Genomic DNA, 16,791 nt, shown 5'->3' with positions numbered 1-16,791 from the left:
ATTTAATTTTTTCTTAACTAAACATTAAGAAAAAGATATTATTGTTAACTTTATGTGAACGATGTTCCTTTTATTAAACTGTGATTAAAATATTATTAACTTTGACTCGTAAAAATTAGAAATGAACCAAAAGAAAATCCTCTTAATAGACGATGAACTGGATATTTTAGAGATTCTGTCTTACAATTTAGAAAAGGAAGGTTACGATATCTTTACAGCCACCAACGGTAATGAAGGTATTGAAAAAGCCAAAGAAATTGTTCCCGATCTTATCTTACTAGATGTCATGATGCCGGAAAAAGACGGTATCGAAACATGTCAGGAACTTCGAAAAATTAAGGAACTTCAGAAAACACTTATTGTTTTTCTTTCTGCAAGAAGCGAAGAATTTTCACAGCTGGCAGGTTTCCAGGCGGGCGCCAACGATTATATCGTTAAACTTATCAAACCGAAAATCCTTATTTCAAAAGTGAATGCTTTGTTGCAGCTTACTTCCCAGGTTTCCGACAACTCCAAACTTATTGAGATTGGTGATCTTGTGATTGATAAAGACAATTTCAGAGTTTCAAAAAGCGGCCAGCAGTTTCTGCTTCCGAAAAAGGAATTCGATCTTCTTTATTTATTAGCTTCAAATACGGAAAAAGTATTCAAAAGAGAAGAAATTTTAGAAAAAGTATGGGGAAATGACGTGATTGTGGGAGAAAGAACCATCGACGTGCATATCCGTAGATTAAGAGAAAAGCTGGGCATCAATACGATTCAGACATTGAAAGGAATTGGATATAAACTTATTGTTTAATACTCAATTTCAAAAGCTTATCTTTACATAAACCAATAAAAATTGTAAAATTGAAATTTTACAGACTTACCCTCGTCGCCTCTTGTCTTCTGACATTGGTGATGTTTCTTTTAGTAATCACTTTCGATTCGCTAAAAGATCTCTATTACGATACTCCTTTCTTTAATATAGGGCTTTTTATCTGCCTTATTGTTATTTTTATCATTAATTATATCGTGCTCGAACTTCTTTTCAATTATTACGGAAAGAAGCAGGTGCGTGGCTTATCACAGCTTCTGCCTCAGGAAATTGTGAGTAATGACCATGAAAATATTACCATCAAAGAATTAGGAGAACGATTTTCAGACCTCAATCAGCAGAAAGTCACAGAGCTTGATATGATGAAAGAAATGGAAAGCTACCGGAAAGAATATATCGGAAATGTTTCTCACGAACTTAAAACGCCGCTGTTTTCTATCCAGGGATATGTGGAAACATTGCGTGACGGAGGTGTAGATAATCTTACCATTCGCGACAAATACCTGGAAAGGATCGATAAATCGGTAGAAAGACTTATTGCGATCGTTACCGATCTTGATATGATCAACAGGCTGGAAGCAGGCGAAATAAACCTTACCGTGTCAAAATTTGATGTCAATTTACTGATCAGGGAAATTTTTGACCTTCTGGACCTGGAAGCTGAAAAACATAATGCAACGCTTCAGATTCAGACATTGCATCCGCAGATTTTTGTAGAAGCAGATAAGCAGAAGATTTCACAGGTTTTCATCAACCTTATTTCCAATGCTATTCATTATGCCAATCGTCAGGAAGCCCGGGTGGTGGTGAAAACAAGCATCCTTAAAAATAAGGTTCTCATCGAAGTTATAGATAACGGAATGGGAATAAAGGCAGAAAGTCTTCCCCGAATTTTCGAAAGATTTTACCGCGTGGAAACCAGCCGCAGCAGGAGAGAAGGCGGTTCCGGATTGGGTCTCGCCATTGTGAAGCATATTCTTGAAGCGCACAATGAAAATATTACCGTGGAAAGTGTGTATCTTGAAGGTACAAAATTCAGTTTTATGCTTGAAAAAAGTAAATAATTTCTGCAAAATGTAAGAAAAAAAAATATTTTAAAAAATTCAGAAATATTTTTTTGTCACATCTCATTTATTTTATATTTGCAACAGAGATTTATCATAATAACAAAGGCAAAAAGTAATTTTAAAACTGATGGTTTACAAAATCCGCGTAATATTAGATGCGAAAGAAGATATTTTCCGGGATATCGAAGTTAAAGGAAAACAGACGCTATGGAACTTACACTTAGGAATTAAAAGCGCGTTCAGCTTGCAGGGAGATGAGCTTTCTGCTTTTAATTTGCTGGAAGAAGACGGTACGATCGTGAAAAGTGTTCCGTTGGAAGACATGAGTGATGATGGCGACGGAGAGATTATGTCGGATGTATACATCGATGAAGCTTTCGAGAATACAGGTGATAAAGCTCAATTCCAGTACGGACTTCTTGATCTTTGGGAATTTTTCTGCGAATTGGTTGAGATCATTGATGAAACAAAAGGCGTAAATTACCCGATCACCGTATACAGATTCGGAAACGTTCCATTAAAAGCACCAAGCAAAAGCGGAGCCGGAGGATCTAAAAAGAAATCTGCAATGCCTCTGATGGATGATGATTTCAGCTTTGAGGATGATTTTGGATCAAGTGGCAATTTTGCAGATGAAGACGATGATAACTTCGATGATGAGGAAGAAGAAGACTACAACGATAATGTTTTCGATGATGAGGATGATAATGATGATGAAAGATAATCGAAGCATTTGAAAATATACAGCCCTGAATTTATTCGGGGCTTTTTTAGTGCATTTTTCACAGATAGATAGCACAAATTTCACAGATGAGGTGGTATATGTAAAGCTTTGCTTTTTACAGAATGACAATTAGATAATATAAAAAAATTCAATGAAAATCTTCGATTTTCAATCTTATATGTTCTTTCTATTTTCAACGTTTTGATTAAAACTTCTGTGACTAATGTGTTAAAAAGATTTATGCCCTTTTCATTTAAAGATTTCTCTATAAAATAATGCCCTATTTCTTAAATTCATTGGCTTTGCCTTCCTTATTTCCGATCACAATTGCTATTTTTGTTAAAAGAGAATTAATGAAAAAATTAATTTTAATAGCGATCATCGGCCTTGGAATTATTTCCTGCGCCACTCAAAATACAACAAAAATGACGGATCTACCTAAGGACTGGAAACATACAACAAATATTTACGAAGTCAACGTAAGACAATATACAAAAGAAGGAACCTTTAAAGCATTTGAAAAAGAAATGCCGAGGCTGAAGGCCATGGGTGTGAAAACATTGTGGTTTATGCCGGTTACACCCATTGCACAGCTGAATAAAAAAGGAAGTCTCGGAAGTCAGTATGCAGCAGCCGACTACACGTCAATCAATCCGGAATTCGGAACAATGAATGACTTTAAGCATATGGTCAATGAAGCACATCGACTTGGCTTTAAGGTTATCATCGATTGGGTGGCAAATCATACCGGCTGGGATCACGTATGGACAAAAACGCATCCTGAATTTTATTTAAAAGATCCTGACGGAAGTTTTCACAGGGCCTCCGGAATGGATGATATCATAGAACTGGATTACAAAAACCAGGAAATGCGCCAGGCGATGATCGATGCCATGAAATTCTGGATCAGAGAAACAGGAATAGACGGTTTCCGATGTGATCTTGCTTCTTGGGTTGAAGTAGATTTTTGGGAACAGGCCCGCCCTGAAGTGGAAAAAATAAAACCTCTTTTCTGGATCGGAGAATATGATGAGCTTGAAAATCCGGAATACGGAAAAGTTTTTGATGCCAGCTATTCCTGGAAATGGATGCATAAATCTGAAGATTATTACAAGAAAAATCTTCCGATACAGGAGCTGAAAGATCTTTTGATACAATATTCCAATATTGGTGATGGCTCAATGAGGGCATGGTTTACAACAAACCATGACGAAAATTCATGGAACGGAACCGAATATGAAAAATACGGAGTGATTACCAAACCAATGGCTGTCTTTTCAGCAACCTGGAATGGGATCCCGTTATTGTATTCCGGACAGGAACTTCCCAATATGAAAAGGCTGGAATTCTTTGAAAAAGATCCTATACAATGGACAAATGATTATCAGATGGCAGATTTTTATAAAGTGTTGTTAAATCTGAAATCTTCAAATCCTGCTTTAAGAGGAGGAGATCCCAAGGTAGGAACTTACATTCTTAATACGACGGCTAATGATAAAATTTTTGCTTACCTCCGTAAAAATGGAAACGATGAAGTTTTGGTCGTATTAAATATGTCAAAAGACGCTGTAGATTTCAACATTGAAGATGAGCATGTATCGGGAATTTTCAAAAATGTATTTACCAGGATGAATAAAAATTTTGAAGAAGGAAAAAGCTTCAATTTCAAACCTGGTGATTACGCTGTTTTTGAAAAATAAATAATCCGGGTATTATTCGGAAATCAGAATTAAAAAGAGGCTGTCCAAACTTTTCGGACAGCCTCTTTATGAAATATTGCATCACACGACTAATTTTACATAATGATTATTTAAAATTAGAATTTTTAAATTTGAGATTAGTAGTTTTCTTTCATAGTATATTTTCTTAAATTATATCCTTTTGTTTTGATAAATTTAAGAAATTTTCAAATGGTAGTGACAAAAATTTTATTATGTTAATTAATTGTAGATAACTCAAAAACAGAATATTATAGTTGTTTTATCAGATGTTTCTATATCACGTTTTTTTATAATGTTACTGAATAAAAAATTATTTTAAATAGATTCTTAGAATTTAATATTATGTTATATTAAAAAGCCGGATTATTGATGAGATTTATTCAATAAATTTGGATTTATATCTAAAATGAAAGCTCGATTATGGATAAATCAAAGATATTGGATGCCGTGAAAACAAGAATTATTGAAAAAATTCAAAAGTTTGAAAATTTAATTGAAAATACACGCGCTTCAAATAACGATACCAAAAGTTCAATGGGAGACAAGTATGAAACCGGCAGGGAAATGCTGCAGCAGGAGATTAATAATTTACAGAGACAGCTTAATGAGACACTGAGCCAGCAAACCTTACTTCAGAAAATTAATGCGGAACCATGCACAAAAGTGCAAAACGGAGCCGTGGTACAAACCGATAAAGGACTTTTCTATATTGCTGTTGCTGCCGGAGATCTCATTTTAGACAATCAAAAAATTATAACCATTTCGCCGGAATCTCCGCTAGCCAAATCAATGACAGCGCTATCAAAAGGACAAAGTTTTAGTCTCAATAATATCTCGCAAATAATTAAAGAAATTTGGTAAAAATTTTAAAATAACTGCAGGATAGAGTTCTTAATGTAAATTATGAAATAATTAATATTCAGGGTTAAATTTTAAGAAAATTTTATTGCTTACTTTTGAAGCATTTTCCCGATTTTGTCGTAAATTGTGGTATCAAATTATTACAAATAAAATTATCAATATGGGAATTTTAGACAACAAAGTAGCTCTTGTAACAGGAGCCGGATCAGGAATCGGATTGGCTGTTGCACATTCTTATGCAAAAGAAGGAGCCAAAGTAATTGTTTCAGACATTAATGAAGAACATGGCAAGCAGGCGGTAGAAGATATCAAAGCAGCAGGGGGTGAAGCGTCTTTTGTAAAAGCTGATACATCAAAAGCCGAAGAGGTAGAAGTACTGGTAAAAAGAACAGTAGAAATTTACGGACGTCTGGATATTGCCTGTAACAATGCAGGAATAGGAGGAGAGCAGGCGCTGACGGGAGATTACGGGTTAGACAGCTGGAGAAAAGTATTAAGCGTTAATCTGGATGGGGTCTTTTATGGCTGCAAATACCAGCTGGAACAAATGGAAAAGAACGGCGGTGGAGTTATTGTCAATATGGCATCGATTCACGGAACGGTGGCGGCACCTCTTTCATCGGCTTACACTACTGCCAAACACGCTGTTGTAGGTCTTACTAAAAATATAGGCGCCGAATACGGCCAGAAAAATATCCGTTGTAATGCAGTAGGTCCTGCTTATATTGAAACTCCATTATTGGAAAACATGAATAGCGATGTGAAAAATGCCCTTGTTGCAAAACATCCGATGGGCAGATTGGGAAAACCGGAAGAGGTGGCAGAACTGGTATTATTCCTAAGCTCGGAAAAATCATCATTTATGACAGGTGCGTATTATCTTGTTGATGGTGGCTACACCGCAGTATAATAGAAATTAAGCTTCTCAGCGATACAGAGCGTCCATGAAAAATGGATGCTTTTTTTATTCTGTTTTCAAAATTCTTTCTTTAAATTTGAGCCATAAAATCATTTTCAATGCAGAATTACCTGGACCTTTTACAGCATATTTTAGATAACGGAACCGATAAAACCGACAGAACCGGAACGGGAACAAGAAGTGTTTTCGGCTACCAGCTAAGATATGATCTTTCAAAAGGTTTTCCGCTGGTGACAACGAAAAAGGTTCATATGAAATCGATCATTTATGAGCTGTTATGGTTTTTAAAAGGAGATACGAATATTAAATATCTTAAGGATAACGGTGTTTCGATCTGGGACGAATGGGCAGATGAAAACGGCGATCTGGGACCGGTTTACGGCGCACAGTGGAGAAGCTGGAACGGAGCCGACGGAAAAGTAGTCGACCAGATTACGGAAGTGATTGATCAGATCAAAAAAAATCCGGATTCCAGAAGACTGATCGTTTCTGCATGGAATGTTGCCGAAATCCCGAATATGTCGCTGGCTCCCTGTCATGCCCTATTTCAGTTTTATGTAGCCGACGGAAAGTTATCACTACAGCTATACCAGCGAAGTGCTGACGTTTTTCTCGGTGTTCCTTTTAATATTGCCAGCTACGCTTTACTTTTGATGATGGTTGCGCAGGTTTGTGAGCTTGAAGTAGGTGATTATGTGCACAGTTTTGGTGATGTTCACATATACAACAATCATTTCGAGCAGGTTAAAAAACAGCTTTCGAGAGATCCAAGACCCCTTCCTACGATGAAGCTTAATCCTGAAATTAAAGATATTTTTGATTTCGATTTTGAAGATTTTACATTAGAAAATTACGATCCGCATCCTGGTATCAAAGCTCCTGTTGCCGTTTAATAGAGCTGATGCTTCATAAAAATCTTTTTTAATTGCTGTAAATCTGTTATTTTTAATCTAAAGTTTCTGACACAAATTTTTCCAACTATGATTTTAAACAACAATCGCCACGTTTCAGAAATGTAGGAATATTTCTGTAATTGCTGTTTTTGGAGGAATGAGTATCTTTCTTTTTTCATCCTATACCCCAACTGTTTCTGGGTTTGGCAACCGGAATCTGGGAGCAGTAAGACTTTTCTATACATTATTCATCATTTCAGCGGTTATTTTTTTGGGGAATAACTAAATTTTGGAAATAAAACCATAGCCGCATCTTTTGCCATGATGAGTTTTGTCTTTATGATTACCGATATCAGTTAAAAATTCATGGATCGTTTTAACCATGAACTATTCGGTAAACTGAAAAAGGCTATAGAGGAAAATCATATCACAAGTGGAGAGATTGCCCTGGATTATAATATGTTTAATGAGCTTACAGCCAATACTGATTTTACTTTTAGGGAGCCTGTTTTTTATGATAATTGGGAAGCTCCTATGCTTTGTAAGATGAACGGTATTGATCCTGAAAAAATTTATGTGTATAATTTTGAAAGAAAGAAGGACTGCAAAATAGTATTTCTTTATAAAAATGGAAAAATAATCAGATTAAAATAATTAATAGGTTTTCGTTAATGGTATCTAAGAATTTCGATGGGGGGCAAGTAACCACTTCGAATAGATAGTCAGGTGCAATTTGTTATTTTCCAGTATGTTATGGCTTTTTATGAAAAATGAATCAATGAAAAATATAAGCTGGAACAGGCTTCATTGATATTTTAACCATAAAAATAATTCTTAATACTTTCATGAGGGCTGTTCTTTATGAAATAAGTTTTAAATTTGGGGAAACTGATTCTCACCTTTCAACAACAACTTAATCAGAGAGTAAACATGAAATATTTAAAAATAAATATTGAAAAAAACGCAGACATTGAAGTCATTAAAAATGTTATTCTTCAGCTAAAAGGCGTTGATTCAGCAGAAATCGTTGACGATGAAAACCCCGAAAGTGAACTTAAAAAAGCGTTTGCCAAAACCAAAGAACAGTTTAAAAAAGGTGATTACGAGACACTTGTCAATGATATATTTGATATTTTAACAAAAAAATAATTTTTAATCATAATGAAAAAAGCCATTTTATCGATCGCTCTTTTAGGAATCTTCTTTTCCACAAATGTAGCGGCGCAAACTGAAACTTCCGGAAGAGAAAAGGTCTACAGAGCCACTCACACGAAAGTAACAGAACTCAAACATACCAAACTTAAAGTAAATTTCGATTATCAGAAAGAACAGATGAACGGTGAAGAATGGCTCACCGCATCTCCGTTTTTTTATCCTACCAACGAACTGACACTGGATGCGAAAGGAATGCTGATCCATGAAGTGGCGCTCGATACAAATGATAAGAAAACTCCTTTAAAATATGATTATAAAGATGACGTTTTAAAGATCAATTTAGATAAAACATATGCGAAAAACCAGGATTATACGGTATACATCAAGTATACTGCCCGTCCGAATGAAGTAAAACAGGAAGGAAGTGCAGCCATTAATGATGCAAAGGGTCTGTATTTCATTAATGCGCAAGGAAAAGATCCTGATATGCCTACACAGATCTGGACGCAAGGTGAAACGGAATCTTCTTCGGCCTGGTTTCCTACCATCGATAAGCCTAATCAGAAAACAACGCAGGAAATCTATATGACGGTTCCTGATAAATATGTTACCCTTTCAAACGGTATTATGAAAGATTCTCAGAAAGAATCGAATGGTATGAGAACCGATCACTGGGTGATGGATAAAAGACATTCTACCTATTTATTTTTTATGGGAGTTGGAGAGTATGCCATCGTAAAGGATAAATGGAGAAATATCCCGGTCGACTATTATATCGAGAAAGAATATGAGCCTTACGCAAAGCAGATCTACGGAAATACTCCCGAAATGATCGAGTTTTTCTCTAAAAAATTAGGCTATGATTATCCATGGGCAAAATATGCACAGATTTCCGGTAGAGATTACGTAAGCGGAGCGATGGAAAATACAACAGCAACACTTCATGGAAGTGATATTCTTCAAAAACCGGGACAGCTGATCGATGAAAATACATGGGAAGATACGATTGCGCACGAACTGTTTCACCACTGGTTTGGTGATCTCGTAACGGCAGAAAGCTGGAGTAATCTTACGGTAAACGAATCTTTTGCTAATTATTCCGAATATTTATGGAACGAATTTAAATACGGAAAAGATCAGGCAGACTACCATCAGATGAAAGATGTGAATATGTACATCCATAATCCGGGAGATTTCAAAAAAGATCTTGTCAGATTTAATTATGATTCACGGGAAGATGTTTTTGATCTGGTAACGTATCAGAAAGGAGGAGGAATTCTTCACATGCTCAGAAATTATCTTGGTGACGATGCATTCTTTGCCGGAATGCAGGATTACCTGAAAACCAATGAATATCAGAATGCAGAAGCTCATCAGTTGAGACTTTCATTTGAAAAAGTATCAGGAAAAGATCTGAACTGGTTCTTTAATCAATGGTATTTCGGAAGCGGAAATCCGAAGATCAATTACTCCTATACTTTTGAACCGGTGAAAAAGCAGGTTGCAGTAACAATTGAGCAGACTCAGGAGCAGCCGTTCCAGTTTCCTTTGGCCATCGATGTTTACGAAAACGGAAAACCGAAAAGATATAATGTATGGGTAAACGCAGAAGCAAAAAATACATTTAATTTTGATGTTTCCAAAAATGCAGATCTGATAAATATTAATGCAGACGGTGTTTTACTGGCAGACATTAAAGACACGAAAACTCCGGAGCAATATCTGATGCAGTTTAACGGTTCTAAAGAATTTAAAAGCAGATATAATGCACTAAACGGAATCAAAGACCAGGTCGGTAAAAATCCTGCAGCAACCAGGTTATTATCTGCAGCCTTAAAAGATCCTTATTTCAGAACAAGAATAAAAGCCTTGCAGTTAATGGATCTTTCCAATGCAGACCAGTTGAAAGCTTTAGGCGGCGATGTTGAAAAACTGGCAACCAATGATCCTAAAACACTCGTTCAGGCGGCGGCAATTTCAGCGTTGGCAAAGACAAAAGATAAAAAATACATGTCGATTTTTGAAAAAGGAGTTAATGCTGTTTCCAATGCTGTAAAAGGCAGTTCTGTTGGGGCTATCGTTGCGGTTGATCCTACAAAAGCGGCCACTTATGCTGATAAAATTGATCTGGATGGCGCATCCGAAACTCTTGCAGCGCAGATGCTTCCAATTATCGTTAAGAATAAAGTGACTTCCCAGATGGCTAATATTGCACAGTTTGCAGCATTTTATCCTTTTATTAAATTCCAAAATCCTGAATTAGGAAAATCAGCAGAAGAAGGATACAACTGGATTATGAGTTCAGACAACTTAAAAGCTACAGAAAGTGTAACAAAGATGTTGGGGCATGCAAAGTCAGAAATTGCAAATAATCCTCAGGTAAAAATGATGATATCCCAAATGCTTAAAGACGGTCTCAACAAAAAGATGGAACTTCTTAAACAGAATCCGCAGAATGCTGCAAGCATTAACAAACAGATTGATGCTATTAATAAAACAATAGAAGATTTTAAGTAAATTACAATTTAATTGTTGAAATATAATGAGGCTGTCCAGACTTTTAGGATAGCCTCTTTTTAAATATTTAGAATAAAATTGATTAAATTTTCGCCGGAATCATTACTGATTAAACGTTTACATTTTTTAAATTCGTATAAAAATTTAATAATATGACTTTTGGAATTGAGGCAGCAAGTTACTATGTGCCCTCTTTATATTTGGAAATTAAAGAATTAGCTGAAAATAGAGGTATTGAGCCAGCCAAACTTGAAAAAGGACTTGGCTTGCATAAAATGGGATTTCCCGATGTGCATGAAGATGCGGCGACTTTTGCGGCAGAAGCTCTTTTAAAATTAATGGAAGACTATCAGCTCAATCCAAAAGAAATAGCAAGAATTTATCTGGGAACTGAAAGTGCTCTTGATGCAGCAAAACCAACGGCCTCTTACGCCATGCAGATGGTAGTGGAAGTTCTCGAATCGGAATTTGGCAGCAGATGCTTCAGAAACTGTGATGTTGTAGACATGACGTTCGCCTGTATCGGAGCGGTAGATGCGCTTCATAATTCACTGGATTTTGTACGTGCAAATCCTGATAAAAAAGCGGTGGTTATCGCAAGTGATTACGCAAAATATGAACTGGCTTCTTCCGGTGAATATACCCAGGGCGGGGGCGCAGTAGCTGTTTTAATATCGTCAAAACCGGATCTTATTGAAATTGAAAATACCTGGGGAATAGCCACAGAGAGTGTTTTCGACTTCTTTAAGCCAAGACGCCATTTTAAAAAAGAAGAATTAGTAAATGCTCCCGAAAGCTACCCTGAAAAAATAGAAGTTTTTACCGATGAACCCGTATTTGACGGACAGTACTCAAATCAGTGTTATCAGGACAGGATCAGGGAAGCGTATGAACATTATAAGGAACTGACAGGTAAAGACAAACCTTACGAAAACTGGAAATACTTAATATTTCACCTTCCGTATGCTTTCCATGGCAAAAGGGTTTTCACGGAAATTTACAGTTTGGAAAATGGATTGTCATATGAAACTCCTGAAGAACAGAAAGCAGTCGCTAAATCTGAAGAGTACATCAGCTTTATTAATGAGAAAATCGAAAAATCACAAAGAGCTTCCTCAGAAATAGGAAATATGTACACGGCATCCATTTTTATGGCAATGCTTTCAGCGCTGCAGACTTCTTTTAACGAGAATGAAGAACTAAATGGACAGGAAATCGGGTTTTTAGGATACGGAAGCGGTTCTAAATCAAAAGTTTTTGCGGGCAAAGTTTCTGAAAACTGGAAAAATGTTGTGGCAAAATGGAACCTCTTTGATGAATTGAAAAACAGAAGGTCAATCAATTTTGAAACCTATGAAAAGCTTCACAGAAAGCAGCTTCAGGAATCAGTAAATGAAAATTTTAAAGGTTTCGGATTAAAATACGTAGAACTTGAAAATCCGGTCTTAAAAGGAGCGAGATATTATCATTATCAAAAATAAACTATTCTAAAGCATCTCAATCATGGGATGCTTTTTTGATAGCCAAGAAAACGGCTGCTATAATAAACAGGATACAAAAATTGATGATCAGGTTTGCTTTCTTATTTACTTTAATGCCAAAAAGCCACTCAATTATATCTTTTGGAGGAATCATTGTAGTTACTGAGATAAAGTAGTTTTATCCTGATAACTCTTCGGCGTAACGCCAACGAACTGTTTGAAAACTCTTGTGAAATAATTGGTGTCCGAAAAACCGGTCTGATAGGCGGTTTCTTTTATGCTATTCTGGCTTTTCAGTAATTCTTTCGCCCTGCTGATTCTTTCCTGAAGGATAAATTCATTGGGTGAAGTTCCCAGCTCATCTTTAAACATTCTGAAGAAATTCGATTTGCTCACATACGCAAGCTTTGCAATGCTTTCAATAGAAAGTTTCTGATGAAGATTCTTTTTGATGTAATCTACTGCAAAACCAATTCTGGATTTGTTCCTGACAACTGTTTTTTCAACCATGCTTCTGGCTTGGGTCTGCATGAGTCGTATCAACAGCTCTTTCAGCGCAAAATCTGCCATGATGTCTTTTTGTGAATTATCATCCATGGCAATCCGCATGATATTGTTCGTTGCAGAAGCTAATGATTGATTGTTAAAAAGAAAATATTCATCCAGTTCAATATTCCATTGTGAAGTTTCATCTGTTTTTGGAAAATGATAATTAAGATGATTGAGAGAATTTTCGATAAACTCGGGATTCAGGCTCAAAGAAATGCACTGTGAAGGGGTTTCATCCGCTTCTGGAAAATCAATGACCATGGTCTCTCCGGGCGATACCAGAACACTTTCTCCGGGATAATAATCAAAATAACCGGTCTTATTATCGAGTTTCATGTGTTTTTTTCCACGAAGCATAGCGGTAAAAGCAATCGTATCAAAATGCAGTTTTACGTCAAAAGCCGCTTTATGCGTCTCATAAATGCTGAATTCACAATTGTTCAGATTGAATTTTGTCTGATTTTCGACCATGCTTAAAAGCTGGTTTTCTTTCTTTAATTCAGGGGTTTTGAGTAAAAATTTATGATCATTCATTTCTAAACATATTATGTTACCGCTTATCTCAAATATAAGAAAATATGGTATGAAATGAATGTTAATGAATTATAAAATTATCCTTCTGCACGATTTTGAAGTCTTTTTGTACGATTTTGCTATTCGAAGATGCCGTGTAAATGTAACTTGGCGTAACAGAAAAATTAAAAATTGTACGAATATGAGCACTACAACACAACAACAATCAGACACATTATTGCAATGGCCTGAATTCAAAAAAAGATACGATAACTACATTAATGGCAAGTTTACCGCTCCTGTAAATGGTGAATATTTTGACGTAGTATCACCTATTGACGGAAAACAGTTTACACAGGCGGCACATTCTTCCAAAGAAGATTTAGAGCTGGCAGTAAATGCTGCAGAAAAAGCATTCCATACCTGGAAAGATACTTCATCTACGGAAAGAAGTGTTATTTTAAATAAAATTGCAGACAGGATCGAGCAGAACCTGGAGTATCTGGCAACCGTAGAGACGATCGATAACGGTAAAGCGGTGAGAGAAACGCTGGCTGCAGATTTACCATTGGCGGTTGACCATTTCAGGTACTTTGCTTCAGTGATCAGAGCAGAAGAAGGATCACATAATGAACTGGACAAAGACACTGTTTCTCTGATCGTTCATGAACCGCTGGGCGTTATTGCGCAAATCATTCCATGGAATTTCCCGATCCTGATGGCAGTATGGAAACTGGCTCCGGCCCTGGCGGCAGGAAACTGTGTCGTGTTAAAACCTGCGGAAAGCACCCCAATTTCTATCATGGTTTTAATGGAAATCATAGGCGATCTGCTGCCTGAGGGAGTTGTGAATATCGTTAATGGTTTCGGTGCAGAACTGGGGAGGGCTTTGGTGACCAATCCTAAAGTTTCTAAAGCCGCATTCACAGGATCTACTGCGACAGGTCGTCTTGTGATGCAGTATGCAACGGAAAACATTATTCCGGTAACCTTAGAATTGGGAGGTAAATCTCCAAACGTTTTCTTCAGTTCCGTGATGGATGCCGATGACGAGTTTTTGGATAAAGCGATCGAAGGAGCCGTTCTTTTTGCTCTGAACCAGGGAGAAATCTGTACGTGCCCGTCAAGATTGCTTGTTCAGGAAGATATAGCAGATGCATTTATTGCGAAAGTGATCGAAAGGGTAAAAGCCATCAAAGTAGGAAATCCGTTGGATAAAACAGTGATGATGGGAGCCCAGGCTTCTAAAATTCAGAAAGATAAAATCCTTTCCTATATCAAATTAGGCAAAGAAGAAGGGGCTGAAGTGCTTGTAGGAGGAGATGTCAACAATGTTGGAGAAGGACTTGAAGATGGATACTATATCCAGCCAACGATTTTCAAAGGTAACAACAGGATGAGAATCTTCCAGGAAGAGATTTTCGGACCAGTGCTGGCGTTTACGACTTTCAAAGACGAAGAAGATGCCATTAAGATTGCGAATGATACGATTTATGGCCTTGGAGCAGGAGTATGGACAAGAGATGCACATCAGTTATACAACATTCCGCGTCAGATTCAGGCGGGAAGAGTTTGGGTAAACCAATACCATTCTTATCCTGCAGGAGCGCCGTTCGGAGGTTACAAACAGTCGGGGATCGGTAGAGAAAATCACAAGATGATGCTCGATCATTACCGTCAGACCAAGAATATGCTGATCTCTTACAACAAAAACAAATTAGGTTTCTTTTAATATAATGTAAGTTCGATCTAAAGAATTGATTTTCTTTACCTTTAGTTTCCAGGTCTTGAATTTTTGGCTCTTTTGTTTTTAAGACAAAAGAACTCCATGGAAGAGTGAAGGTTTATAATCTTTATATTTAATATTAGGGCGTGCCCGTTTGCCCCGGCCCCTGGCCGGGACAAAACGGCCGGGCTATCCAGGGCTGCACTTCGTTTCGGTGCTCCGCTTCGCTCCGCACCGGCTCGTTCCTCGCCGCCCTTCCTATCCCTCACGCAACAACCCCGTGGATATTGACATTGATTCAGATTGTCAAAAAGGCATTTCGATTTTGTGCGGAAATTCATTTTAAAATAAATACAATAATCTGCGAAATCAGCGAGAAATAAAAGACAAAACTCAAGAAAATCTAACAAATAACAAATTAAAAAACTAAACTAAACTCAGAATATGATTCCAAAAACAATGAAGGCGGCGGTGGTACAAGGGTACGGGCAGCCGTTAAAAATTGAAGAAGTTCCGGTACGTGAGCCGGGAAGATATGAGGTACTGGTAAAAGTTATCGCCTGTGGGGTTTGTCATACAGACCTTCATGCGGTCGATGGCGACTGGCCCGCAAAACCCAAAATGCCTTTAATCCCCGGACATGAAGGAGTAGGAATTGTTGTCGCATGTGGTCCTGAAGCCTATGTCAAAGAAGGAGATGCGGTAGGGGTGCCCTGGCTGTATTCTGCCTGCGGATGCTGCGATTACTGCATTACAGGATGGGAAACCCTTTGCGAAGCCCAGAAGAATGGAGGATATAGCGTTGACGGTGGCTTTGCAGAATATGTGATCGCCGATTCAAGATATGTGGGACATTTGAAAAGTGATGTCAACTTTTTAGAGATCGCACCCATACTATGTGCCGGTGTTACCGTATATAAAGGATTAAAAGAAACTGAAACAAAACCCGGAGAATGGGTAGCCATTTCCGGAATCGGAGGATTGGGACATGTTGCCGTTCAGTATGCAAAAGCAATGGGAATGCATGTAGCAGCTATTGATGTAGCGGACGATAAATTGGAACTGGCGAAAAAGCTCGGGGCAGATTTGGTAGTCAATGCAAGAAACACAGATCCTGGAGAATACCTACATAAAGAAGTCGGCGGAATGCACGGCGCATTGATTACTGCTGTTTCCCCCATCGCTTTTAAACAGGGAATTGACGTCCTCAGAAGAAAAGGAACCATTGCGCTGAACGGTCTTCCTCCCGGTTCATTTGAGCTTCCGATCTTCGAAACGGTGCTTAAGAGAATTACCGTGAGAGGCTCCATTGTCGGAACAAGAAAAGATCTTCAGGAGGCACTTGATTTTGCTAACGAAGGACTGGTAAAAGCAACCGTTACAGCTGCAAAACTGGAAGACATCAACGAGGTCTTTGATAAAATGAAAAAAGGACAGATCGATGGAAGGATCGTTCTCGATATTGCCGGAAGTGCAAATTAATGATGACAATGTCTGGTTCGGCGAAATGAAATTTCGCCGAACTTTTTTTAACTTGTATAAAAGAATTGTAAGCACGTTTTGTATTTTGATATATTTTCGTCACTTCGAGTAGATTTTGAAAAAATCGTATTGAGAAGTTTCTTACTTCTGAAGATAAATCTTTTCTCGATACATTTTTCTCCACTTTGTTACGAAAAAATACTCGAACTGACGGATCGTATCAAATTTTGTAAAATGCACAACTGCTTATTATAAGTATAAAGTAAATTTGCTTGAGACTCAGAAAAAGCCCAGCTGCTTAAAATAATTGAAGTACCCCGAATAGCAAAACTATTTAATTTGAGCTATGCCAATCAATAACAAAAG

At 37.3% G+C, this 16,791-nt stretch carries 14 protein-coding genes; 13 read left to right on the top strand and 1 reads right to left on the bottom strand.

The annotated features are described in order from the left end of the window. Positions 1-121 precede the first annotated feature (121 nt). The 11 genes from AC3WV0_RS15790 (at position 122) to AC3WV0_RS15740 (ending at position 12,155) form a co-directional block, all read left to right on the top strand. A complete protein-coding gene (locus AC3WV0_RS15790) occupies positions 122-799 on the top strand; it encodes a response regulator transcription factor (RefSeq protein WP_089997891.1) in 678 nt (225 codons plus the stop codon). A gap of 50 nt (positions 800-849) precedes the next feature. Continuing rightward, positions 850-1,881: a sensor histidine kinase gene (locus AC3WV0_RS15785; RefSeq protein WP_089997890.1), complete on the top strand. Its 1,032-nt coding sequence runs from the start codon at positions 850-852 to the stop codon at positions 1,879-1,881. 130 nt (positions 1,882-2,011) lie between these two features. Next, a complete protein-coding gene (locus tag AC3WV0_RS15780; protein WP_488847050.1) occupies positions 2,012-2,608 on the top strand; it encodes an IS1096 element passenger TnpR family protein in 597 nt (198 codons plus the stop codon). A 353-nt stretch (positions 2,609-2,961) separates the two neighbouring features. After that, on the top strand, positions 2,962-4,308 hold the full coding sequence (locus AC3WV0_RS15775; protein ID WP_488847049.1) for an alpha-amylase family glycosyl hydrolase: 1,347 nt from the start codon (positions 2,962-2,964) through the stop codon (positions 4,306-4,308). Positions 4,309-4,749: 441 nt separating this feature from the next. Next, the gene (locus tag AC3WV0_RS15770; protein ID WP_488847048.1) at positions 4,750-5,190 is read left to right on the top strand and encodes a hypothetical protein; all 441 of its coding nucleotides are present in this window, start codon (positions 4,750-4,752) and stop codon (positions 5,188-5,190) included. A gap of 160 nt (positions 5,191-5,350) precedes the next feature. Further along, positions 5,351-6,100: an SDR family NAD(P)-dependent oxidoreductase gene (locus AC3WV0_RS15765; protein ID WP_488847047.1), complete on the top strand. Its 750-nt coding sequence runs from the start codon at positions 5,351-5,353 to the stop codon at positions 6,098-6,100. Positions 6,101-6,207: 107 nt separating this feature from the next. Beyond that, positions 6,208-7,002, top strand: coding sequence for a thymidylate synthase (locus AC3WV0_RS15760; RefSeq protein ID WP_488847046.1), 795 nt, complete (start codon positions 6,208-6,210; stop codon positions 7,000-7,002). A 366-nt stretch (positions 7,003-7,368) separates the two neighbouring features. Beyond that, positions 7,369-7,656, top strand: coding sequence for a hypothetical protein (locus tag AC3WV0_RS15755; RefSeq protein ID WP_488847045.1), 288 nt, complete (start codon positions 7,369-7,371; stop codon positions 7,654-7,656). 276 nt (positions 7,657-7,932) lie between these two features. Next, positions 7,933-8,151, top strand: coding sequence for a hypothetical protein (locus tag AC3WV0_RS15750; protein ID WP_488847044.1), 219 nt, complete (start codon positions 7,933-7,935; stop codon positions 8,149-8,151). Between the two features lie 12 nt (positions 8,152-8,163). Then, positions 8,164-10,674 (top strand): M1 family metallopeptidase, encoded by a 2,511-nt coding sequence (locus tag AC3WV0_RS15745; RefSeq protein ID WP_488847043.1) that lies wholly within the window; start codon positions 8,164-8,166, stop codon positions 10,672-10,674. A gap of 152 nt (positions 10,675-10,826) precedes the next feature. After that, on the top strand, positions 10,827-12,155 hold the full coding sequence (locus AC3WV0_RS15740) for a hydroxymethylglutaryl-CoA synthase family protein (RefSeq protein WP_488847042.1): 1,329 nt from the start codon (positions 10,827-10,829) through the stop codon (positions 12,153-12,155). A gap of 159 nt (positions 12,156-12,314) precedes the next feature. On the opposite strand, the gene AC3WV0_RS15735 is transcribed toward AC3WV0_RS15740, so the two are convergent. Next, positions 12,315-13,238 (bottom strand): AraC family transcriptional regulator, encoded by a 924-nt coding sequence (locus AC3WV0_RS15735; RefSeq protein ID WP_488847041.1) that lies wholly within the window; start codon positions 13,236-13,238, stop codon positions 12,315-12,317. A gap of 181 nt (positions 13,239-13,419) precedes the next feature. Here AC3WV0_RS15735 and AC3WV0_RS15730 point away from each other — a divergent pair, with 181 nt between their 5' ends. Together AC3WV0_RS15730 and adhP are read left to right on the top strand one after the other, a co-directional pair. After that, positions 13,420-14,949: an aldehyde dehydrogenase family protein gene (locus AC3WV0_RS15730; RefSeq protein WP_488847040.1), complete on the top strand. Its 1,530-nt coding sequence runs from the start codon at positions 13,420-13,422 to the stop codon at positions 14,947-14,949. Between the two features lie 438 nt (positions 14,950-15,387). Next, a complete protein-coding gene (adhP, locus tag AC3WV0_RS15725; protein ID WP_089859727.1) occupies positions 15,388-16,425 on the top strand; it encodes an alcohol dehydrogenase AdhP in 1,038 nt (345 codons plus the stop codon). Positions 16,426-16,791 lie beyond the last annotated feature (366 nt).

The sequence above is a fragment of the Chryseobacterium sp. 27AL genome (assembly GCF_057815395.1).
Note: the sequence above shows the minus strand (reverse complement) of the source record. Positions and strands in the feature narration are given on the sequence as shown.

What these genes read in the sequence shown, in the direction of transcription:
- AC3WV0_RS15790 (WP_089997891.1), top strand. Translation starts at nt 122, where the DNA reads ATGAACCAAAAGAAAATCCTCTTAATAGACGATGAACTGGATATTTTA.
- AC3WV0_RS15780 (WP_488847050.1), top strand. Translation starts at nt 2,012, where the DNA reads ATGGTTTACAAAATCCGCGTAATATTAGATGCGAAAGAAGATATTTTC.
- AC3WV0_RS15775 (WP_488847049.1), top strand. Translation starts at nt 2,962, where the DNA reads ATGAAAAAATTAATTTTAATAGCGATCATCGGCCTTGGAATTATTTCC.
- AC3WV0_RS15770 (WP_488847048.1), top strand. Translation starts at nt 4,750, where the DNA reads ATGGATAAATCAAAGATATTGGATGCCGTGAAAACAAGAATTATTGAA.
- AC3WV0_RS15765 (WP_488847047.1), top strand. Translation starts at nt 5,351, where the DNA reads ATGGGAATTTTAGACAACAAAGTAGCTCTTGTAACAGGAGCCGGATCA.
- AC3WV0_RS15760 (WP_488847046.1), top strand. Translation starts at nt 6,208, where the DNA reads ATGCAGAATTACCTGGACCTTTTACAGCATATTTTAGATAACGGAACC.
- AC3WV0_RS15755 (WP_488847045.1), top strand. Translation starts at nt 7,369, where the DNA reads ATGGATCGTTTTAACCATGAACTATTCGGTAAACTGAAAAAGGCTATA.
- AC3WV0_RS15750 (WP_488847044.1), top strand. Translation starts at nt 7,933, where the DNA reads ATGAAATATTTAAAAATAAATATTGAAAAAAACGCAGACATTGAAGTC.
- AC3WV0_RS15745 (WP_488847043.1), top strand. Translation starts at nt 8,164, where the DNA reads ATGAAAAAAGCCATTTTATCGATCGCTCTTTTAGGAATCTTCTTTTCC.
- AC3WV0_RS15740 (WP_488847042.1), top strand. Translation starts at nt 10,827, where the DNA reads ATGACTTTTGGAATTGAGGCAGCAAGTTACTATGTGCCCTCTTTATAT.
- AC3WV0_RS15735 (WP_488847041.1), bottom strand. Translation starts at nt 13,238, where the DNA reads ATGAATGATCATAAATTTTTACTCAAAACCCCTGAATTAAAGAAAGAA.
- AC3WV0_RS15730 (WP_488847040.1), top strand. Translation starts at nt 13,420, where the DNA reads ATGAGCACTACAACACAACAACAATCAGACACATTATTGCAATGGCCT.
- adhP (WP_089859727.1), top strand. Translation starts at nt 15,388, where the DNA reads ATGATTCCAAAAACAATGAAGGCGGCGGTGGTACAAGGGTACGGGCAG.